This is a genomic window from Sphaerisporangium viridialbum (assembly GCF_049674955.1).
In the GTDB taxonomy this organism is placed as follows: Bacteria; Actinomycetota; Actinomycetes; order Streptosporangiales; family Streptosporangiaceae; genus Sphaerisporangium; species Sphaerisporangium viridialbum.
Genome location: NZ_CP187232.1, coordinates 9,450,442 through 9,471,590, shown reverse-complemented (window position 1 = coordinate 9,471,590; position 21,149 = coordinate 9,450,442). Strand labels below are relative to the sequence as shown.

At 69.8% G+C, this 21,149-nt stretch carries 20 protein-coding genes; 14 read left to right on the top strand and 6 right to left on the bottom strand.

The genetic code is table 11. The features are described from left to right. Positions 1–142 precede the first annotated feature (142 nt). Positions 143–355 (bottom strand): DUF397 domain-containing protein, encoded by a 213-nt coding sequence (locus ACOZ38_RS42645; RefSeq protein WP_424536529.1) that lies wholly within the window; start codon positions 353–355, stop codon positions 143–145. After that, complete coding sequence (locus ACOZ38_RS42640) at positions 346–1,167, bottom strand: Scr1 family TA system antitoxin-like transcriptional regulator (protein WP_405142212.1); 822 nt, start codon at positions 1,165–1,167, stop codon at positions 346–348. Before ACOZ38_RS42640 ends, ACOZ38_RS42645 begins: the two co-directional genes overlap by 10 nt. Before the next feature lie 269 nt (positions 1,168–1,436). On the opposite strand from ACOZ38_RS42640, the gene ACOZ38_RS42635 reads away from it, so the two are divergent. From ACOZ38_RS42635 to thpR, 7 genes are all read left to right on the top strand, one after another. Continuing rightward, positions 1,437–2,213, top strand: a complete 777-nt coding sequence (locus ACOZ38_RS42635; protein WP_424536528.1) for an ATP-binding protein — start codon at positions 1,437–1,439, stop codon at positions 2,211–2,213. 83 nt (positions 2,214–2,296) lie between these two features. Next, entirely contained in the window at positions 2,297–2,737 is a 441-nt protein-coding gene (locus ACOZ38_RS42630; RefSeq protein ID WP_424536527.1) for a hypothetical protein, read from the top strand. 151 nt (positions 2,738–2,888) lie between these two features. Further along, the gene (locus ACOZ38_RS42625; RefSeq protein ID WP_424536526.1) at positions 2,889–4,652 is read left to right on the top strand and encodes an ABC transporter ATP-binding protein; all 1,764 of its coding nucleotides are present in this window, start codon (positions 2,889–2,891) and stop codon (positions 4,650–4,652) included. A gap of 85 nt (positions 4,653–4,737) precedes the next feature. Continuing rightward, on the top strand, positions 4,738–6,000 hold the full coding sequence (locus ACOZ38_RS42620) for an MFS transporter (RefSeq protein WP_424536525.1): 1,263 nt from the start codon (positions 4,738–4,740) through the stop codon (positions 5,998–6,000). 163 nt (positions 6,001–6,163) lie between these two features. Next, on the top strand, positions 6,164–6,625 hold the full coding sequence (locus ACOZ38_RS42615) for a MarR family winged helix-turn-helix transcriptional regulator (RefSeq protein WP_405142206.1): 462 nt from the start codon (positions 6,164–6,166) through the stop codon (positions 6,623–6,625). Beyond that, positions 6,622–8,040, top strand: coding sequence for an MFS transporter (locus ACOZ38_RS42610; protein ID WP_424536524.1), 1,419 nt, complete (start codon positions 6,622–6,624; stop codon positions 8,038–8,040). Before ACOZ38_RS42615 ends, ACOZ38_RS42610 begins: the two co-directional genes overlap by 4 nt. Continuing rightward, positions 7,994–8,557: an RNA 2',3'-cyclic phosphodiesterase gene (gene thpR, locus ACOZ38_RS42605; RefSeq protein WP_424536523.1), complete on the top strand. Its 564-nt coding sequence runs from the start codon at positions 7,994–7,996 to the stop codon at positions 8,555–8,557. Before ACOZ38_RS42610 ends, thpR begins: the two co-directional genes overlap by 47 nt. A gap of 172 nt (positions 8,558–8,729) precedes the next feature. On the opposite strand, the gene ACOZ38_RS42600 is transcribed toward thpR, so the two are convergent. Next, on the bottom strand, positions 8,730–9,701 hold the full coding sequence (locus tag ACOZ38_RS42600) for an aldo/keto reductase (RefSeq protein WP_424536522.1): 972 nt from the start codon (positions 9,699–9,701) through the stop codon (positions 8,730–8,732). Between the two features lie 157 nt (positions 9,702–9,858). On the opposite strand from ACOZ38_RS42600, the gene ACOZ38_RS42595 reads away from it, so the two are divergent. After that, positions 9,859–10,953 (top strand): hypothetical protein, encoded by a 1,095-nt coding sequence (locus ACOZ38_RS42595; RefSeq protein ID WP_424536521.1) that lies wholly within the window; start codon positions 9,859–9,861, stop codon positions 10,951–10,953. A gap of 85 nt (positions 10,954–11,038) precedes the next feature. Here ACOZ38_RS42595 and ACOZ38_RS42590 read toward each other — a convergent pair whose 3' ends face one another. Continuing rightward, on the bottom strand, positions 11,039–11,884 hold the full coding sequence (locus tag ACOZ38_RS42590) for a hypothetical protein (RefSeq protein ID WP_424536520.1): 846 nt from the start codon (positions 11,882–11,884) through the stop codon (positions 11,039–11,041). Between the two features lie 160 nt (positions 11,885–12,044). Further along, positions 12,045–12,437, bottom strand: a complete 393-nt coding sequence (locus ACOZ38_RS42585; RefSeq protein ID WP_405142198.1) for a hypothetical protein — start codon at positions 12,435–12,437, stop codon at positions 12,045–12,047. 89 nt (positions 12,438–12,526) lie between these two features. Here ACOZ38_RS42585 and ACOZ38_RS42580 point away from each other — a divergent pair, with 89 nt between their 5' ends. From ACOZ38_RS42580 to ACOZ38_RS42555, 6 genes are all read left to right on the top strand, one after another. Continuing rightward, positions 12,527–13,570: an NAD-dependent epimerase/dehydratase family protein gene (locus ACOZ38_RS42580; protein ID WP_424536519.1), complete on the top strand. Its 1,044-nt coding sequence runs from the start codon at positions 12,527–12,529 to the stop codon at positions 13,568–13,570. Next, positions 13,567–14,751 (top strand): L-2-hydroxyglutarate oxidase, encoded by a 1,185-nt coding sequence (gene lhgO, locus ACOZ38_RS42575; protein WP_424536518.1) that lies wholly within the window; start codon positions 13,567–13,569, stop codon positions 14,749–14,751. Before ACOZ38_RS42580 ends, lhgO begins: the two co-directional genes overlap by 4 nt. A gap of 23 nt (positions 14,752–14,774) precedes the next feature. Next, complete coding sequence (locus ACOZ38_RS42570) at positions 14,775–15,476, top strand: response regulator transcription factor (protein WP_424536517.1); 702 nt, start codon at positions 14,775–14,777, stop codon at positions 15,474–15,476. 89 nt (positions 15,477–15,565) lie between these two features. Continuing rightward, positions 15,566–17,125: an ATP-binding protein gene (locus tag ACOZ38_RS42565; protein ID WP_424537193.1), complete on the top strand. Its 1,560-nt coding sequence runs from the start codon at positions 15,566–15,568 to the stop codon at positions 17,123–17,125. Between the two features lie 647 nt (positions 17,126–17,772). After that, positions 17,773–18,597 (top strand): helix-turn-helix domain-containing protein, encoded by an 825-nt coding sequence (locus ACOZ38_RS42560; protein WP_424536516.1) that lies wholly within the window; start codon positions 17,773–17,775, stop codon positions 18,595–18,597. Next, positions 18,587–18,790, top strand: coding sequence for a DUF397 domain-containing protein (locus tag ACOZ38_RS42555; protein WP_424536515.1), 204 nt, complete (start codon positions 18,587–18,589; stop codon positions 18,788–18,790). The genes ACOZ38_RS42560 and ACOZ38_RS42555 overlap by 11 nt, the downstream gene beginning before the upstream one ends. A gap of 70 nt (positions 18,791–18,860) precedes the next feature. Here the strand turns inward: ACOZ38_RS42555 and ACOZ38_RS42550 are convergent, their stop codons facing one another. Beyond that, complete coding sequence (locus ACOZ38_RS42550) at positions 18,861–21,029, bottom strand: efflux RND transporter periplasmic adaptor subunit (RefSeq protein WP_424536514.1); 2,169 nt, start codon at positions 21,027–21,029, stop codon at positions 18,861–18,863. Positions 21,030–21,149: the final 120 nt, after the last annotated feature.

Below are 21,149 nucleotides of genomic sequence, written 5' to 3'. Positions count from 1 at the left end.
AAACAGTCGAGAGGGCCGACCGGGTCGCAAGGCAATGGTGCTGTCCCACAGGCCGGCGACTGGCCTGCCGCAGAGGTCTCGTTCGCACACCGGGAAGCCCTCGGCTGCGGCCGAGGGCTTCCCGTGCTTCCGAGGGTCGGGGTCAGAAGTCGAACTCGCCCTTCTTCGCGCCGTCGATGAAGGCGTCCCAGACGCCGGCGCTCACCACGAAGGGCGCGCGCTCGGGAGCCTCGGTGTCCCGCAACCCCACCCGACCACCGGACAGCGGCGCGACCTCCAGGCAGTTTCCCTGGTTGGGCCCGCTCTTGGCGGCCTTGCGCCAGGCCGCGTTCTGCAGCTCGTCACTCAGGTCCATAGCTTCTCGGCCTCCCTGATCAAGTCGATCGACACAGAGTGCGGCTGTGCCTGAGCTCGTACGGTGTCGTAGCTGCTCTGAACCATTTTGACGTCTTCAGGCCGGTTTGACACGTGCCCATGAGTCGCGGATTCGATGTACACGGTATCCGGACTATCCGGAAGCTGCGCGATGACGAATCCTCCCAGCAGCCCCGTAGTGACGCCGAGAGCTGTAGGCACGACTTGGATGCCGATATGCGGGGACTCGGCCGCTTCCAGAAGTCGCTGGACCTGGCGTCGCATGACCTCTTTGCCGCCGATCGGCCGCGCCAGCACTCCCTGATCTATCACAGCCCAGAGCATCGGCGGGGAGTCGCGAATGAATATTTCCTGGCGTTCCAAACGAGTGACCACAGCCTTCTCGACCTGCGCGGCGGTTATTCCGGCTTCGCCGCGAATGACCATTCGCGCGTACTCTTCGGTCTGGAGCAGACCTGGAATGACCAACGGTTCCCACGTGTGGAGCGTGTGAGCCTCCTGTTCTATGTCGAGCCATCCACGGAACCACCGAGGACTTGCGTCGCGGGTGAGCTGTGCCCACAGGCGGACGATCTCCCCTCCTGCCTCTAGGGCGTCGTCGCACCGTTGTGCCAGGTTACGGCTGGGCGTGCGCTCGCCTCGTTCGACGAAGCCCAGCAGACTCCGGCTGAACTGCGTTATTTCGGCCAGTCGCCCTTGGGTGACATCGGCCCGTCTGCGGCGCTCGCGAAGCTCGGCACCGAAAACGGCTAGGGGCTTCTCGGCTGGGTCGTGCTCCAACAACATGGACATTTCGGCTCCGTCCGGCGAGGGAAGACTGCGCGGCCACGGAAATGGCACACCCAAGACACAAACTGTCTCAGTGGTGTGCCTGGGATTTCGCTTCAAAACGTAGCCGGGTGAAGGCACCCTGTGAGGGGATTCGGGAAATCGTGAATCCGTACGAGGAGCTTGCGCCTACCCATCGAAGTGCGCCTCTGTTGCCATCACAAGAATCACCGGATATGTCCGGATAAGAGGGGTGAGAAATGAAGGTCGAGTCGCAAGGAGGTGTAGCCCTCATGGGTGATCGGCGTATCTCGCGGATACCGGCTTGTCACCGGTTGGAAAGCCGGTTCGTGGTCGCGATCCACCTACGTGCGCCGGGTCGCCCGCCGTACACCGGCGCCGACTTCACCGCCCAACGACTCGCCGACCCGGCGCCGTACACGACACGTGACGGCGGTGCGGTGAACCCCCCGTTCGTGGTCGCGATCCATCTACGTGCGCCGAGGTCACCCGCCGTACACGACGCCGACTTCACCGCACGTGACGGCGGTGCGGTGAACGCCGGCACGGCTCCGCAGAGTCGCCGTGGCTGGCCGCACCCGCCCGTACACACCCACCCCCGAGGAGTGACCATGCTCAACATGCCGGACGGCTCGCGTCGCGTCTGCTGGGACGTGCCCCACGATCTGTCGATGGTCGGCAAGACCCGGGGCATGGTCAACGAGATCCTCACCGCCTGGGCCCTCCGGCATCTCGCCGACGACGTCATCCTGGTGGCAGGCGAGCTTCTCGCCAACGCGATCACCTACGGCGAACCCCCGGTACGGCTCACCATGAGCGCCGGGACCGGCGAGCTCCACCTCCAGGTCACCGATCACGGCCCCGAACAGCCCCGCCACCTCCACCTCAGCCTCGAAGCCGTTCACGGCCGCGGCCTGACCATCGTCGAAGCCCTCGCCCACCAATCGGGTGTCACCCAGCTCCCCGGCACCCAAGGCAAGACCGTCTGGGCCCACTGGCGCCTTCCTCCTCGATCGGCGCCACCCCGGTCACACTGCGGTGCAATTTGATGACAATCGGTGTGCCATCGCCGCCTTCGAGACTTGAGCACAGCCCGCGTGACGGAGCGCGGCCGAGGGAGGGGAGCACGGCGATGCCGGACATCAGCGTGACGCTCACGAGATGGGCGACGATCAACACCGCGGGTCTGGGACTGAACTCCATCACATTCGGTGTCCCGGGATCCAACTACGGCAGGAAGCAGGACGGGGCGTGGGTGTACCTCGAAGGCTTCGTGTTCACCCAGGACGGCGAGGACTACACGGCCCACATCACCATCACGAAGCCGCCCTCGTCGTCCAATGACAGCCTGAACTGGACCTACTGTCACCTGACGGTGGACAGGGCGGGAAAGAACCACGTGTTCTATGAGGTCGCCGGCAACGGCTCCTTCCGCCTCACGAGCACCCTGCTCGACGCCGACGGCAAGGTGCGCAACGGCAAGGCGCACTACTCCAAGGACCAGATCAACGACGGCAAGCTGGCGAACGCCCTCGAACACGACATGCGCCTCATCTTCGCCTACCTCGCCTGAGCGAAGCCGTCCGCGCAGGGGCGCTGTTCGGCGGGCGCGAGCCGTACCGAGCGGAGACGGCGGCATGAACCAGCCTGGCACCCCGATTGTTCACCAGGGTCTGCGATGATTTGTCCTGGTTTGTGATCACGTATCGGGGAGGGGTGCTCAGGTGGCCGTCGTGCACGGTGCCCTGGATCATCGCTATCGGGGCGAGCATCCTCTGCGGACGCTGGCGTACCTGTTCCGCGAGGACCGGAACAGCATCGCGATCGCGTGCGGCGCGTTCATGGTCAAGCACAGCCCGACATGGCTGCTGCCGCTGATCACCGCGAACATCATCGATGTCGTGGTGGGGCACCTGCCCATCTGGCAGCTGTGGGTCAACACCGGCGTCCTGCTCGTGCTCCTGATCCTGAACTACCCGTTCCACCTCGCCTACGTCCGCCACCTCAGCGGGGCGATCCGCCGGATGGGGACGAGCCTGCGGTCGTCGCTGTGCCGCCGCATGCAGCAGCTCTCCATCGGCTACCACTCCCGCGTCAGCGCCGGGGTGCTCCAGACCAAGGTCATCCGCGATGTGGAGAGCGTCGAGCAGATGCTCCAGCAGGCGGGCGACCAGGGCCTGGCGGCGCTGTGGATGCTCGGCGGCGGGCTGGTCGTGATCGCCGTGCGGGTGCCGGCCGCGCTGCCGGTCTTCCTCCTCGTCGTCCCGGCGGCGGCCCTCCTCGTGATGCGGATGCGGGACCGGCTGCGCACCAACAACGAGAGCTTCCGCCAGGAGGTGGAGCAGCTCTCCTCGCGGGTGACCGAGATGACCCACCTCATTCCGATCACCCGCGCGCACGGCCTGGAGCAGGACGCGCTCAACCGGGTCGACGGGACGCTGTCCAAGGTGCTCCGCACGGGCCTGCGGCTGGACCTGCTCAACGGGCGGTTCGGCGCGCTGGCGTGGATCACCCTCAACGCCCTCGGCGTCGGCTTCCTCGCCACGTCGGCGTGGGTCGCGTACTACCAGGTTCTGCCCATCACCCCGGGCGACGTGGTGATGCTGAGCACGTTCTTCGCGACGCTGACCTCCTCGGTGACCACGCTGATGAGCCTGACCCCGGTGATCAGCAAGGGCCTGGAGGCCGTACGGTCCATCGGCGAGGTCCTCCAGGCGCCCGACCTGGAGAACAACGCGGGCAAGGCCGAGATCGACTCCGTCCGCGGCGTGGTGGAGTTCCAGGACGTGGCCTACGCGTACGAGGGGAACCGGCAGGCGGTCTGCGACTTCAACCTGACCGTTTCGCCGGGTGAGACCGTGGCGCTCGTCGGGGCCTCGGGCGCGGGCAAGTCGACCATACTCAACCTGGTCATCGGCTTCCTGCGGCCCACCTCGGGACGCATCCTGCTGGACGGCCGCGACATGGAGACGCTCGACCTGCGCACCTACCGCCGGTTCGTCTCGGTCGTGCCCCAGGAGTCGATCCTGTTCGAGGGGAGCATCCGGGACAACGTCCTGTACGGCATGCGGGACGTCTCCGACGAGACGCTCAGGATCGCCCTGCGGGACGCCAACGCGCTGGAGTTCGTCGACCGGCTTCCCGACGGGCTCGACACGGTGGTGGGCGAGCGCGGCGCGCGGCTGTCCGGGGGGCAGAAGCAGCGCCTCGCGATCGCCCGCGCGCTCATCCGCGACCCCCGGGTGCTCATCCTCGACGAGGCGACGTCCGCACTTGACACCAGGTCCGAGGCGCTCATCCAGCAGGCGCTGGCGCGGCTGGTCGCCGGTCGCACGGTCTTCGTGGTGGCCCACCGCCTGTCGACCATCCGTACGGCGGACCGCATCGTCGTCATGGAGGACGGCCGCGTCGCCGAGGCCGGCACGCACGACGAGCTGGTCCGGCGGCGCGGCCTCTACTCGGGACTCCAGGCCGCCCAGCTCGGATGAGGGCGGCCGGAAAACGGATTGCCTGTTCGGGGGCCGCCTCACTACCGTCGAAGTCCTCTGCCCCGCGTTCGATCGGAAGATAGTCATGCTGTGGCGCGCCCTAGCCCGCCGCTTCCCGGTGCTCGCCATCCGCGACTTCCGGCTGTTGCTCGCCGATCGCCTGCTCGCACCGGCCGCGTTCGCGTTCTCGCTGGTCGGCGTGTCGTTCGCGGTGCTGGACATCACCGGGTCCACCGCCGACCTGTCGTACGTGCTGGCGGCGCAGATCGCGCCGTCGCTGGTGTTCACGCTGATCAGCGGGGTCATCGCCGACCGCATCCCCCCGCAGCGGGTCATCGTCGCGGCCAACATCATGATCGCGGTGGGTGAGGGCACCCTCGGGATCCTGGTGCTCACCGGTCAGGCCGTCATGTGGCAGATGATCGTGCTGGAGACGCTGACCGGCGTGGGCATGGCCGTCTTCTGGCCTGCGTCGCAGGCCCTGCTGCCCAAGATCGTGCCTGACACGCTGCTCCAGCAGGCAAACGCCCTCAGCAGGCTCGCGATGAACGGCGCCCAGATGGGCGGGGCCGCCGTCGCCGGAGTGGTCGTCGCGGCCGTCGGGCCGGGATGGGCCCTGTCCGTCTGCGGCGTCGGCCTGCTCGGCACGATCCCCATGCTGCTCGCCATCCGGGTGACCGGCCACGAGCGGGCTCGCGACGCCGGCATGCTCGGGGAGCTGCGCGACGGCTGGTCGGAGTTCGTCTCCCACACCTGGCTGTGGGCGATCGTCGCCCAGTTCTGCGTCATCATGATGGCCTGGTACGGGGGCTTCCAGGTGCTCGGCCCCGCGGTGGCCAAGGCCCATCTCGGCGGTGCGGCCGCATGGGGCGCGATCGCCTCGGCGGAGGCCCTCGGCCTGATCATCGGGGGTGTGCTCTCCCTGCGCTTCACCCCGAGCAGGCCCATGCTGTTCGTGGTCTGCATCGGCGCCGCCATGGCGATCTCGCCGCTGTCGCTCGCCATGCACTGGCCCCTTCCCGCGCTCTGCCTGGCCGCGGTGTTCCTCGGGGTGATCATGGAGATCATGATGGTCCAGTGGAGTGTCGCACTGACCCGCAACGTGGCGCCGGGCAAGCTGGCCCGCGTCTCGGCATACGACGCGTTCGGCTCCGTCATGGCCATGCCGCTCGGCGCGCTGGTCGCGGGGCCGATCGCCGCGAAGGTCGGGCTCTCGGCCACGCAGTACGGCGCGGCGGCGCTGATCGTGGCGGCGTCCGCGCTCACCCTGCTGTCGCGCGAGGTGCGCACCATGCGTTCGCCCGTGGACGCCGGCACGGCCGGCGAGCTGTCGGAGACGCACGCCTGACCCGCGAGGCCTCGCGGGGTGTGTACGCGGATCTTACGTGCTGTGCGCGAACGTCTCGGGGGTCGCGCACGTTCGGCATGTCAGAGAAGGTCGTACGCCGAGAAAAACATCGAGCCATCTGGAATCATGACATGTCCTATATAGTTAGCAAAGGTAATGACTCATGCTAACGAACACTCCAAAGACGGGGCGCCTGTCGGACCTACGCAGCGACGCCGGGCTGGCGTCCGCGCTGCGCGTCTCCCTGGCGCGGCTGACCAGACGGCTGCGGCGACAGGCCGGAGCCCACACACTGACCCCCACCCAGCTCGCGACGCTCGCCGCCGTCGAACGGCACTCAGGGATAACCCCTGGCGAATTGGCCGAGCTGGAAAAGATGCAACCCCCCTCGATGACCCGGGTGATCGCCGCGCTGGCGGAGCGGGGGCTGCTCGCCCGTACCCCGCACCCGACCGACAGGCGCCAGGTGACCGTCAGCGTGACGGAGCACGGCCGAGGGCTCCTGAAGGAGGAGCGCCGGGGCAAGGAGGCGTGGCTCGCCCAGCGGTTGAAGGAGCTGACTCCCGAGGAGCGGTCGACGCTGCGGGCGGCGGCGCCGATCCTGGAGAAGCTTTCCCAGATGTGACCCGTCCACAGGCTGTGGACGAGGACGCCGGAGACCCTCCCGAACCCGTGGCGCGAGCCGTGGAAGCGCTGGCGGAGATCGAGGAGGCCGAGCTCCGTGAGGTGCAGGCCGACGAGACCAGGGGCGTGCAGGCCGAGGAGGCGCCGGCCGCCCGGTCGGGCGGCGGGATGTTCCGCTCGTTGCGCAACTACAACTATCGCCTGTTCGTCTCCGGCAGCGTCGTGTCGAACGTCGGCACCTGGATGCAACGCACCGCCCAGGACTGGCTGGTCCTGGAGCTCACCCATGGCAGCTCGGCCGCCCTCGGCATCACGACCGCCCTGCAGTTCCTGCCGGTGGTCCTGTTCGGCCTCTGGGGCGGCATGCTGGCCGACCGGTACCCGAAGAGGCCGCTGCTCATGGGCGCCCAGTCGCTCATGGGCCTGCTCGCGCTCACGATGGGCCTGCTGACGGTCACCGGGCACGCCCAGACGTGGCACGTCTACGTGATGGCGTTCATGCTCGGGCTGGTCGCGTGCGTCGAGGTGCCCACGCGTCAGTCGTTCGTCGTCGAGATGGTCGGCCGTTCCGACCTGTCCAACGCGATCGCCCTGAACAGCTCCACCTTCAACCTCGCGCGCGTCGTCGGCCCCGCCGTCGCCGGCCTGCTGATCTACGCCCTGGGCGGCACCGGTCCGATCTTCCTGCTGAACGCGGTGTCGTTCGCGGCCGTGATCACCGGTCTGTTCCTGATGCGCTCGTCGGAGCTGCGCACCCCGGAGCCGCTGGCCCGGGCCAAGGGACAGCTGCGCGAGGGCCTGCGGTACGTGTGGCAGCGCCCCGAGCTGCTGATGCCGATCCTGCTCGTGGCGTTCGCGGCGATGTTCGCGACCAGCTTCTCGATGAGCATCGCACTGATGGCCAAGCAGGTGTTCGGCCAGGACGCGTCGTCGTTCGGCGTGGCGTCCAGCGTGTTCGCGGTCGGGGCACTGGGCGGGGCACTGCTCGCCGCCCGCCGGGCGCGCCCGACACGCCGCCTGCTGGTCGGCGGGGGCGTCTGCTTCGGCGTCGCGCAGATCGCCGCCGGGTTCGCGCCCGCGTACCCGATCTTCCTGATCCTGCTGGTCCCCGCGGGCATGGCGATGATCACGACGAACACCGCCGCGAACTCCGCCGTCCAGCTCGCGGCGTCACCCGAGATGCGTGGCCGCGTCATGGGAATCTATGTTCTGGTGTTCACGGGTGGAGCCCCCATCGGCGCGCCGCTGATCGGGTGGGCCGGCGAGCTCGCCGGGCCCCGCCTCGGAGTGGTGATCTGCGGTGTGATGTGCCTGGTGGGCGTCGGTCTCGCGATCCTGCTCACCAGGTTCGCGGCGGGAAGGACACGCGGTGCGGTTGTTCGTGGCGTTGTCGCCTCCCCCGGAGGTGCTCGCTGAGGTGGCGCGGGTCGTCGCCTCCCACAGCGAGGCGTGGCCGGAGCTGCGGTGGGTGGCGCCGGAGACCTGGCACGTCACGATGACGTTCCTCGGCGAGGTCGCCGAGGAGGTGCTGCCGCGCCTTGAGGTACGGCTGGCGCGGGCGGCGGGCCGCTATCCCCCGATGACGCTGGCCTTCGGGGGAGCGGGCGCCTTCTCCTCCGCCGCCCGCGCCCGGGTCGTCTGGCTCGGCCTTTCCGGCGGAGGCACCGCCCTGCCCCGGCTGGCCGCCTCGCTGGCCGCGGGCGCGCAGCGCGCCGGGGCCGTCCACACCGACAGGAAGCCGTTCCATCCCCATCTCACCCTCGCCCGCTCCCGCGCCCGTACGGGCACCGACGCGCGGGGGCTGGTCGAGTCGCTGGGTTCTTTCGGCGGTACGCCCTGGCGCGCGGACTCCGTGCACCTGATGCGCAGCCACCTCGGGCCGTCCGTGCGTTACGAGACTCTCGGGTCATGGCCACTGGCAGGACGCGACTAGGCTCCTGTGCGTGGACCGTCCCCGTCGCTGGCTGCTGCCCACGGTGCTCGCCCTGCTGGTGATCATCGTGGTGATCGGCGCGCTGCTCTCGTAGAGCCGCTCCGGCCCGATGAGGGCGGAGCCGCGGCCCTCGCTGGGAGCAACCACGGCTCCGCGTCCCCGGTCATGGCCTCTACCAGGCGTACGCCTCGGGAGCCGGGCCGCCGGGGCCGGGGAAGATCTCCTCCAGGCGGGCGAGCGCCTTCTCGTCCAGCTCGATCTCCAGCGCGCGGAGGCTGCCTTCGAGCTGCTCGACGGTGCGGGGGCCGATGATCGGGCCGGTCACGGCCTGCTGCTCCAGGAGCCAGGCCAGCGCGACGTTGGCGGGGTCCTCGCCCAGCTCATCGCAGAACGCCTCGTACTGCTCGATCTGCTCCCTGTGCTTCTCCAGCTCGGAGAGCATGTGCTCCGAGGCGGAACGCCCCTTGTCGATCTTGCGGAGCACGCCGCCGAGCAGGCCGCCCGCGAGCGGGCTCCACGGGATCACCCCGAGCCCGTAGTCGTCGCAGGCCGGCAGGACTTCCAGCTCCACGGTGCGGGTGAGCAGGTTGTAGTGCGACTGCTCGGAGACCAGGCCCAGGAAGTGGCGCCGCTTGGCCTCCTCCTGCGCCTTGGCGATGTGCCACGCCGCGAAGTTGGACGACCCGACGTAGATGATCTTGCCCTGCTGGCGGAGGACCTCCATCGCCTCCCAGATCTCGTCGACCGGGGTGTTCCTGTCGACGTGGTGCATCTGGTACAGGTCGATGTAGTCCGTCTGCAGCCGCTTGAGCGAGGCGTCACAGGCCCGGCGGATGTTCAGGGCGGAGAGGTGCTTCTCGTTCGGCCAGTCGCCCATGGCGCCGTTGAGCTTCGTGGCGATGACCGTCTTCTCCCGGCGTCCACCGCCCTTGGCGAACCACCGCCCGACGATCTTCTCGGTTACTCCCTCGCCCTTCTTCCAGCCGTAGACGTTCGCCGTGTCGAAGAAGTTGATCCCCAGCTCGTGGGCCCGGTCCATGATGGCGTGCGAGTCCTCTTCCGAGGTCGAGGGGCCGAAGTTCATGGTGCCCAGGCAGAGGCGGCTCACGGAGAGACCGGCGCGTCCAAGGTATGCGTAATCCATGTCTTCACCCTAAGCACCTGGAGTGCACTCCAGCCCAGCCTGGGTTGGGCGGAAGGCCCGTTCCGGCCACGACGCCCCGTCCAGAGGAGCCCCAAGTCCAGCCCAGGCCCGGTGCGGCTCCGGCGCGGTGCCTTCGAGAGCGGGGCATGATGAGCGGATGGGGAGCAGACGGGTGGTCGCGGCGGCAGGGATCCTTACGGCGGTCGGGCTGGTGATGGCCGGTCCCGTGTCGGCGTCCGCCGGCGGGGGTGCGGCGCACGGCCAGGTCCGGCCGCACGGCGAGGGCAAGGAGCCGGGCAAGGGCGACGAGCGGCTGCTGTTCCGCTTCAAGGACCCGCGGATCTCGGAGTCCAGCGGCCTCGCCGTCTCGCCCACGCACAAGGGTGTGATCTACACCCACAACGACAGCGGCGCCGGCCCGCAGTTCTACGCGGTCGGGCCGGACGGCCGCACCCTGGCGGTGTTCACGCTGGCCGGGGCCGCCGCGAGGGACTGGGAGGCGATGGCCGCCTCCGTCGACCCGGCGACCGGCGAGAGCTTCCTGTGGTTCGCCGACATCGGGGACAACTTCAACGGCGCCTGGCCCGACTACTCCATCTACAAGGTGACCGAGCCGAAGACCATGCGCGACCAGACCCTCCAGGCGACCCGCTACCGCTTCCGGTACAAGGACGGCGGGCGCAACGCCGAGGGCATCATGGTGCACCCGGTCACCGGGCGGCTCTACGTCGTGAGCAAGGAGTTCGCCGGGTCGATCTACGCGGCCCCGGCCAAGCTGCGCACCGACAAGGTCAACATCCTGCGCCGGGTCGGCCCCGCGCCCATCATGGCGACGGACGCCGCCTACGCCCCCGACGGGTCGAGCTTCGTGATCCGCACGTACTTCTCCGCGTCGCTCTACCGGGCCCCGGGCGAGCTGATCAGCCGGGTCTCCATGCCGCCACTCCAGCAGGCCGAGTCGATCACCTACACCCGCGACGGCAAGGCCCTGCTGACCGGGTCCGAGGGCGTCAACAGCCCCGTGTACCTGGTGCCGCTCCCGGTTGCCGCCGCGGCGAGGACGGCGACCGGCACCCCGACACGTACGGGCACCGCGCCGTCCAGGGTCGCCGGGGTGCCCGACGCGTCGGCCTCGAACGCCGCCGCGGGCGACGGCGACTCAGGGGTGCCGGCCGGGGTCATCGCCCTGTGGCTCGGCGTCGCCCTCGGTGCCACCGGCATCATCGCCGCCATCGCCCGCCGCGTCAGCTGAGCCGCCGTCAGCTGAGCCGCCGTCAGCTGAGTCCCGTCGGCTGAGCCCGGTCAGCGGGCCCGTCAGTTTGGCCGGCTGAGCGCCGTCAGCGCGTCATCGTCTCCGCCGGAGGGAGGACGATCGGCTCCGCCCCGGCGCCGGGCGGCGTGGTCCCGCCGGGCGGTGCCGGCGGCGTGACGGGAAGGGGCGCCAGCGGGAGCCCCAGCGAGTCGCACGACCGGCGGGTGAACTTCACCTTCGGGCAGGCGCCGGTGCAGCCGATCTCCACGGAGTCCAGGAGGTTGCCGGAGGTCGGCGACCCCGAGGCGGCGGAGACCGACTCGATGGAGATACGGGTCACCTTCTGCCGCTTGGGGACGCGGTAGATGCCCATGTAGTGACCCCAGGCCATGCCGCCGTCGGCGATGGCGCCCGTGGTCTGGCCCAGCGGCACCTGGACCGTGGTGGCGCCCGGCGCGCCGATCTTGACGCGGATGACGTCCTTCTGCTCGGGGCTCGCGCTCCGCGCGCGGTGGGCCAGCCGCCACACCAGCAGGGTCTTGGGCCTGGTCGTGAGGTCCTGGTGCAAGGTGGAGGCCTGTGTCCCGTTCAGCTCGGCGAACTGGATGCCCGAGTCCGCGGGGATCTCGACGCCGGTCGCGCTCGCGTTGCCCCGTCCCCAGATCTTGATGAGGCCGTCGGCCGAGTTGGTGTGCCAGCTCGGCACGTCCTTCTTCAGCGTGCCCGCGCCGTCGACGCCGGGGGGCTCCTCGAAGCCCCCGTTGCCCGGCAGGCAGGCGATGGGAGGCGAGGTGTGCGGGCCCTTGGGAGACGGGTGCGCCGAGGCAGGGGAGGCCCCGAGGCCGGCGGCGGGGATGGTGAGGAGTGAGGCGGTGACGCCCAGGAGGAGGACACGCCGTGGCAGGGATGCCAGAGCATGGGGTTGATTCATGGACTTCCCCTCGATCGGATGAGCGCCCCGGGAGGCCGGGGCGAGGAGGACGCGCCCTGAACACCAGTGCGGATCATGCGACGCGCCTGTCGAGGTATGCCCTGGTGAAACGCGAAACCGCGGGAGGCCGGAGACTCTTGGGCCCTCCCGCCCCATGCTTTTACCTGGGCGGTCTTCTTTGCCCTGAGGTGTCCATGCGGGCGACGAAGGGCTCGCCGCGGAGGGCCTGCTCGACCAGTTCGACCGAGGCGGCCAGCCGCACCAGCCGTGGGCCCTCACGGCGGTAGGCCTCAAGAACTGCCTCGATGGCGTGGGGCGGCAGGTGCCCCTTGAGGTCGACCGCCGCGCCCCGGTAGCCGGTGCGCGCGGCCTCGACCATGGCGTTCACGTGGTGGCGGGCCATGCGCGCCAGCGCGAGCGGGTGGCGCCGGAGCACTCCGTACGCGCGGTAGTCGGGGGGCACGGCGTCGAGCAGCCAGGCCACCGCCGAGGACTCCCAGTCGGGGCTCCCCGGCGGGAGGACCTCCGATGGCCACCCGGGCGGAACGTACACGCCAGGCAGTGTATCGAATGTCTGTTCGATGGCTATGTGGGGTGTTATGGCCTCTTTCCAGGCAGTCTGCCGAGCGCTAGCTTGCGTTCATGCGCGTTGTGGTCACCGGGGCCTCCGGATACGTCGGCTGCCACGCGGTGGCCGCGTTACGGGCCGCCGGACACGAACCCGTCCTGCTCGTTCGCAACCCCAAAAGGGCGGTGAAAGTCCTTTCAACTCTTGGCATCACCGACCCGGTGGAGACCTACGAGGCCGACATCCGGAACGCCCGGGCCGTACGGGAGGGGCTCGCACACGCGGAGGCCGTGCTGCACACCGCCGCCGAGGTCGGGGTGACGGGGCACGGCGGAGACCTGGCGGGCACCAACGTCACGGGCCTCAGGAACGTCCTCGGCCAGGCCGTCGAGCTGGGCCTCGACCCGGTGGTCCACGTCTCCACGACCGCGGTCTTCGTACCGCCGCGCGACCCCGTCATCACGCTCGACAGCCCCCTGGCGTCCCCCAGGACGGCCTACGGCAGGACGAAGGTCGAGGGGGAACGGTACGCGCGGGCGCTCCAGGACGAGGGCCACCCGGTCACGATCGTCTACCCGTCGGCGGTCATCGGCCCGCACCAGCCGACCCTGGACTCGATGGTCGAGGGCCTGCGCGGCGGTCTCACCCAGGGATGGCCGATCACCTCGGGCGGCGTCGCCCTGATCGACGTGCGCGACCTCGCCACCGTGCTCACCCGCTGCGCCGAGCCGGGCAGGGGGCCGAGGCGGTTCCTGCTCGGCGGCCACTTCCTGCGCTGGGCGGAGCTCGCCGACGTGTGCGACGAGGTCACTGGCGGTCGGTGCCGCCGCTTCCCCGCTCCCGCGCCGCTGCTCAGGGCCGCGGGGAGCATGCTGGACGGCCTCAAGAGGATCAGGCGCATCGACTACCCCCTGACCCGGGACGCCGCCGACATCATCGTGTCGATGGTCCCCGTCGACGACACCGCGACGCTGGAAGCCCTGGACATGCGCCTCCGGCCCGTACAGGAGAGCGTGGCAGACACGCTGCGCTGGCTCGCCGAGGCGGGGCACCTGGCCCCCCGCCGCGTCGGCCGTCTGGCGCGGCCGGCGCAAAGCGAGGAAGATATCGCTCTGTGAGTGAGCGAATCGGGGTCGTCGGTGCGGGCATCCTGGGGCTGGCGGTGGCCAGGGAGCTGGCGTCGCGCGGCGCCACGGTGACCGTTCTCGACAAGGAGGACCGCGTCGCCGCCCACCAGACCGGCCACAACAGCGGGGTCGTCCACGCCGGCATCTACTACACCCCCGGCTCGCTCAAGGCCAGGCTCTGCCGGGACGGCGTCGCGCTGCTGCGGGAGTACTGCGCGGAGCACCACATCCCGTACGAAGAGGTCGGCAAGCTGGTCATCGCCTCGACCTCGGCCGAGCGCGCCGGGCTCAAGCGCATCGCCGGCCGGGCCAGGGAGAACGGCGTGCCCGGCATCGCCGAGCTGGACGCCCTCGGGCTCCGCGAGATCGAGCCGCACGCGGTCGGGGTGGGCGCCGTCCACTCCCCGCACACGGCGATCGTCGACTTCCCCGCCGTCGCCCGCCGCCTCGCCCTCGACGTCGCCGACCTGGGCGGGTCCGTACGGCTCGGGCATCCCGTACGCGCGCTGCGCGAGACCGCGAGCGGCGTGGAGGTGCTGGCGGGGACCACGCGGTTCGCCTTCGACCGGCTGGTCTCCTGCGCCGGGCTGCGGTCCGACGCCGTCGCCGCGATGAGCGGGCACGCGGGCGACGTGCGCATCGTCCCCTTCCGGGGTGAGTACTACAAGCTCGCCGGCTCCGCCAAGGACCTTGTACGCGGGCTCGTCTACCCGGTGCCCGACCCGCGCTATCCCTTCCTCGGGGTGCACCTGACCCGGCGCATCGACGGCGAGGTACTGGTCGGGCCCAACGCCGTGCTGGCGCTGTCCCGCGAGGGCTACTCCTGGGGCCAGGTGTCGCCGCGCGACCTGCGTGAGATCGCGGCCTGGCCCGGCACCCGCCGGATGGCCGCTGCGCACTGGAGGACCGGCATCGCCGAGGTCTACGGCTCGCTCGCGAAGAGGTCGTTCCTCAGGGCCGCCCGCCGCTACGTGCCCACCCTCACCGCGCAGGACCTCGTGCGCACCCCCGGTGGGGTGCGGGCCCAGGCCGTCGCCCGGGACGGGAGCCTGGTCGACGACTTCGTGGTGGACGTGCACGGCCGGGTGATCCTGGTGCGCAACGCCCCGTCACCTGCCGCCACATCAAGCCTCGCGATCGCCCGCCACATCCTTTCTTTCATCCCAGCTTAAGGAAATCAGGCCACTATAGGGGCGTGACCGATTCGCCTGAAGCCCGACTGCTGGTCGTCGAGGACGACCCGAACATCCTCGAACTGCTGGCGGCCAGCCTGCGGTTCGCCGGGTTCGAGGTGACCCCCGCCGGAAGCGGGGCCCAAGCGGTCGAGGCCGCCCAGCGCCGCCGCCCGGACCTGATCGTCCTGGACGTCATGCTGCCCGACATGGATGGCTTCGATGTCGTACGGCGCCTGCGCGGCGGCGGCACGCACACTCCTGTGGTCTTCCTCACGGCGAGAGACGCCACCGAGGACAAGATCAGGGGTCTCACGCTCGGCGGCGACGACTACGTGACCAAGCCGTTCAGCCTCGAAGAGGTGATCGCCCGCATCCGCGCCGTCCTCCGCCGTACGGCCGGCGACCCCATGGCCCCGCCGCCCCGCATGACCTTCGCCGACATCGAGCTGGACGAGGAGAGCCACGAGGTGTGGCGGCACGGCGCGGTCATCCCGCTGTCGCCCACCGAGTTCAAGCTGCTCCGCTACTTCATGGCGAACGCCGGGCGGGTGCTGTCCAAGGCGCAGATCCTCGACCACGTGTGGGACTACGACTTCCGGGGCGACGCGGGCATCGTCGAGTCGTACGTGTCCGTCCTGCGCAGGAAGATCGACAATTCGAGCCCCCGGCTGATCCACACCCTGCGGGGCGTCGGCTACGTGCTGCGCACCCCTCCCACGTGAACGGCGCCGCGCCCGTGAACACCACCCCGCGATCGGCCCTGTCGTCCGTCTTCGCGCGGACACCGCTGCGCATCAAGCTGATCGCCACGATGCTGGCGCTGGTCGCGATCGCGCTGGCGGGCATCGGCGTGAGCAGTGTGTCCGTGCTCCGCGGCTACCTCGTCGACCGCATGGACCAGCAGCTGGCGACCTTCGCCCAGGACGTCGCCCGGCGCCTGCAGCGCGGTCCTGGCCTCGGCAACCGGGTGCCCCCTGACGGGCTCATACAGCTCCGCGACCGTGACGGGAAGGTCGTCGCCACGCTGGCCGGGCTGGAGACCGAGAACCGGCCCGGGCCCGTGCTGCCGGACCTGAGCGAGGTGTCGGCCTGGGAGCCCGAGACGGTGCCCGCGGCCTCGGGCGGGGGCGAGTGGCGCGTCCGTGTGGTGTCCGTGGTGGGGGTGGGAAGCGTCGTCATCGCGATCGACCTGTCGTCGGTCGACCAGATCACCGCGCGCCTCGCCCTGACCGAGCTGCTCGGGGGCGGGGTCGTCATGGTCGTCCTCGCCCTGTTCGGCGTGGTGATCGTGCGCAGGAGCCTCCGGCCGCTGGTGGAGATGGAGCACACCGCGGCGGCGATCGCCGCGGGCGACCTCGGCAGGCGGGTGCCCGACCGCGACCCGCGCACCGAGGTGGGCAGCCTCGCGGCCTCGCTGAACGGCATGCTCGCCCAGATCGAGACCGCCTTCCGCGCCCGCGAGATCTCCGAGGCGGCGGCCCGTACGTCCGAGGAGCGCATGCGGCGGTTCGTCGCCGACGCCTCGCACGAGTTGCGCACCCCGCTGACCTCGATCCGGGGCTTCGCCGAGTTCTACCGGCAGAACCCCGCGGGCGATCCGGTGAGGCTCATGCGGCGCGTGGAGGACGCCGCGGCCCGCATGGGAGTCCTGGTCGAGGACCTGCTGCTGCTCGCCCGCCTCGACCAGCAACGGCCGCTCACGATGGGGCCCGTCGACCTGCTCGCCCTGGCCGCCGACGCCGTCCAGGACGCGCGCATCCTCGCGGGCGACCGTGACATCGCCCTGGAGGTCGCGGGCGAGGTGGCCCCGATCGTCTCCGGCGACGAGGTACGGCTGCGCCAGATCGTCGGCAACCTGATGAGCAACGCGCTCACGCACACCCCACCTGGCACCCCGATCAGGGTCCGAGCGGGAACCGGCGGCGCCACGGCGTTCCTCGAAGTCATCGACAAAGGCCCGGGACTGGCCCCCGACCAGGCGGAACGCGTCTTCGAACGCTTCTACCGCGCCGACCCATCAAGATCCCGCGCCACACCCCGCCCTCCCGAGACAACGAACCCGCAGGCCACCGCAGGCCCCCAGCCACGCACCACCGGAGCGACGGAGCCACGCATCGCCGGAGCGGCGGAGCCACGCACCGCTGGAGCGGCGGAGCCACGCCCGGCCCGAGCGGCGGGGTCGCGTTTCACCGGTACGGCAGGGGAGGCGGGCGTGTCCACCTCCGGAGGCAGCGGCCTGGGGCTCGCCATCGTGGCCGGCCTCGTCGCCGCCCACGGGGGCACCGTCACCCTCGAAACCTCCCCCGGCGCCGGCGCCACCTTCCGAGTGAACCTCCCCCTGGCTCCCGACGTCCTGCCGTCACCGGTCTGACTTCTGCCGGGTACGGATGATCTGCACCTGCTCCGTCCGCAACGGTCACTTGGCTCAGCTTTCGTCATCCCGGGGCTTCCGGCTGCGGCTACCTTGCCTCTGCGCCAGCCGTACTACCCGGTAAATGATGTAAAGCACGATCATTCCGAAGAACAGATTCAGAGCAATGAGCTCGAGTTCTGCCAGTGCCAAGGTTCCTGCCTCCCGTTTGTGAGCTGTCAGGTCGGTCATGCCCACGGCGGGCGCACGCCGCTGTCAGACGATCAAGCATGGCAGAGCGTGCATCACTCACTCCCAAAATGCCAACTCGGTGTGCGGCGCGTGCTTGTGATTATCGAACCTTCTTGCTACTGGGGGTGGAGGCGTGAAAACGGAAGGATTCGAAGTCGTTTGCTCGGCACGTACTGGCGCGCGCAAGAAACCGATCCTGGAGTACCGGCCATATCAATAACGCCTGGCGGGAACCTTGTCGTCATGCACTCGTCTTTTCGTTCGCCGGTAAATGCCGGACGACTTGAAGCCTTCGCCTTATCGGAATGGCGACAGCGAGCTACGATCGATAGCGATCTTCGCGCACACCCTAAGCACAGTCCGGGTTAGCAGACGCATTAAATGGCAAAATCACCCATTCGGACGGTAGGTGAGAATTGTCCCCCAGTAATGCCCTCGATCCTTACGAGTCCCCACGTGCCCTTTTCGCCTTCGAGCTGCGCCAGCGCCGGGCCGCCGCGAACCTCAGCCAAAGGCGGCTCGCTCAACGCCTGGGGTACTCCGACGCCATGGTGGCCATGGTGGAGTCGGCCAAGCGTCCCCCATCCCGACGCTTCGCAGAGCTGTGCGATCAGGTCTTCGGGCTCGACGGCACCATGGTGAGGCTCTACACGGCCACAACCTGGAACAAGGCGCCGGAACATCTCCGACCGTGGTTGGAGGAAGAAGAGGACGCCACCACCCTGCGGAGCTGGGATCCCACGGTGGTGCCCGGCCTGCTCCAGACACCGGCGTATGCCCGTGAAATCCTCGCGATCTCGCCAGGCATCACGAGTCAAGAACTGGAAGAACGGCTGGCGGGACGCATGCGGCGACAGGCGATCCTCCACCGAGACAAGCCGCCCACTCTCACCGTCATCATGGATGAGGCCGTGATCCGCGACACGATCGGGAACACGGAGATCATGCGGGAGCAACTCGACCACCTGCTTGAGATGGCCCACCATCCCCAGGTGACGATCCAACTCGTGCCGAACACCGCTCGGCCGCACTGCGGGCTGGCCGGCGGCTTCATCATCGCCGAACGAAACGGCTCCGCCTACGCCGCGTACGCAGAGGCACAGCCCTTCGGACGCACCTTCGACGACCGCCGGCTGATCGCCGAGCTGATCCGCCGGTATGACGCGATCAGAGCTGACGCCGTACCGTTCAAACAGTCACTCCGGCTTATCGAGGAAGCGGTGAACCAAGTTGGCGCATGATCTTCAGGGCGCACAGTGGCACAAGAGCAGCTTCAGCACCGACCAGGGCACCTGTGTCGAAGTCGCGTCGAACCTGCCCGGCATCATCGGAGTCAGAGACAGCAAGAACCCGACCGGCCCAGCACTGATCTTCATCCCCACCGAGTGGGCGGCGTTCGTGGGCGGCATCAAGGGCGACGCATTCGACTCTTGAGGGCTACAACTCGGCTCGTCTCTCTACTTGCCTGGCTAAGACTGAGAGCCCTCGCTGCGGCGGGGGCTCTTCAAGAAGGAGCCGGGGTGGGGTGGAGGCCGGGGAAGGTTCCGTCGGGGAAGCCGCCTGAGGTGGTGCTGGTCGGGAGCTGGATCTGGTCTCCTTCGGAGAGGCCGGAGCGGATCTCGACGTACTGGTCGCCGCGCACTCCGACCTCCACCGTGCGCTCGACGCTCTGCCCTCCGTTGCGGGCGAGAACGGTCGCCAAACCGTCCGCCCTGGTCCGTACGGCCTGCACCGGCACGTAGACGGCGTCCTCCGCCTCGTCGAGCGTGACCTGGACGGTCGCCGACTGGCCCAGCATGAGCCCTGCGGGCTGCCGGTCGAAGGCGATCATCACCCCGTACTGGACGAGTCGGTCGCTGCTGGTCGCCATCACGTCGATGTGCGTCACCTCGCCGTTGTAGGTCCTGCCGGCGCGGGTGGCGAGAGACACCGCCGCGGTCTGGCCGATCTTCAGGCGTCCGACGTCGGTCTGCGAGAACATCGCCTTGACCTGCAGTTCGTCCAGGTTGCCGAGGGTCACGAACGCCGAGCCGGCGCTCGCCTCCGTGCCGACCGTGCCGGCGATGGTGAGGATCGTGCCCTTGGCGGGTGCCTTGATCTTCACCCCGGCCAGCGCGTCCTCGGCGTTCCGCAGCGTGGTCTTGGCCCTGGCGATGTTCGCCTCGGCCTGCGCCACAGTGGTGATCGCCTGGCCGCCCTGACCTCGGCCCGAGCCCTGGCCTTGTCCGCTCCGGCCCCCCTGTCCGCCCTGACCACCCCGGCCGCCCTGGCCTGACCTGTCCTGGGGCTGTCGCTGGGTGGGCTTGCCGCTCGGGTCCACGTTTTCGTGCCCGTCGGGGGCTCCGCAGGTCGGGGACGGTCCGGCGGTGGGCGTCCGGGTGGGCCTGGGGCCGCTGGGGTCCGGGACGTCACTCTGCCCGCCCGGCGGCGGCACGACGACGACCGGAGTCCGGGACGGCCGCGCCGTGGGCCGGCTCGGGTGCGTAGGCGTCGGCGAGGCGCTGGGGGTGGCCGACGGCGAGGGGCTGGGCGTACGGGAGGCGGTGGGGGTGTGGGTGGGCTTCGGGTTCGGTGTACGGGAGGCGGTGGGGGTGGGTTTGGGGGTTGGTGTGCGGGAGGGGGTGGGGGTGGGTTTCGGGGTTGATGTGTGCCGGGGGGTGGGGGTCTGGTAGGGCATGCGGGTTGTGCTGTGCCCGGTGACGGGGGTGCGTGTGGGTCTCTTGACCGGCGGCTTCGACTCGGTGGGGGCCTGAGACGGCGTCGGGGTCGGCGTGGGAGTCGGGGTGGGGGTCGGTGTCTCCGGCGCCGCTGGAGAGGGGGCGTCGGCGGCCGGGGAGCGGTCACCAGTGATGGAGACCTCCGCCGCCGCCAGCACGGCCGCGTGCGGCGTGATCGTGAAGCCAACCGTGGGCTCGGGCATGGGGGACGCGTCCGGCCTTCCCGAGGCCGAGGCCGAGGCCGACGGACGGGGGCTACCGGACGTCCCGGGCGGACACGACGGCGAATCGGATGGGCCGCTCGACGGTTGTCCGGAGGGCCGGGTGGAGGGGCCGTTCGACGGTCGTCCGGAGGGCCGGGTGGAGGGTTCGCTCGATGGTCGTCCGGAGGGCCGGGTGGAGGGCTGGGCCGAGGGGCCGGTGGTCGGTTGTGCGGAGGGGCGTCCGCTCGGGCCGGTGGACGGTTGTCCGGAGGGGGTGCCTGACGGTTGTCCGGACGGGCCTGTGGAGGGTTGGGCCGGGGGGCGGCCTATTGGGGCGGTGCCGCCGGAGCTGCCCGAACCGGAGCCGGTGCTCTGGGCCTCTTCGAGTTTGTCGAGCGTCTCCTCGGCGGCGGCCAGCGACGCCTTCGCGGCCGTGTAGTCCTCGCGCGCGATCGTGTCGTCGACGCGCGCCAGGACCTGGCCCTTCTTCACCTTCTGCCCCACGGTCACGTACACCTTCTCGACCGTGCCGGACGCGCCGAAGGCCAGGTCGCGGATGTTGGCGTCCACGGTGTTCCCCGCGGCGGAGACGCCGCTCACGACCGTGCCCCGCTTGGCCGACGCGAGCTCGATCCGCGTTCCCGTGGCGGCCTCTCCGCCGCCGAGGTAGATCATTCCGGCGCTCACCAGGACGATCCCCGCGAGCGCGAGTCCTCCAACTCGTACGGCGGCCGGCGGAGTGCTCGATCTCATGCGGGCCATCCTGGTCAGCCGACGTCACTCCCAGCTCAGCCGGGCCTGAGAGTTTCCTGTGTATCGGCGGCAGGAAAGCCCCGGTCGAGCCGTACTTCGGCCGGGGTCTGATCTGGGCTC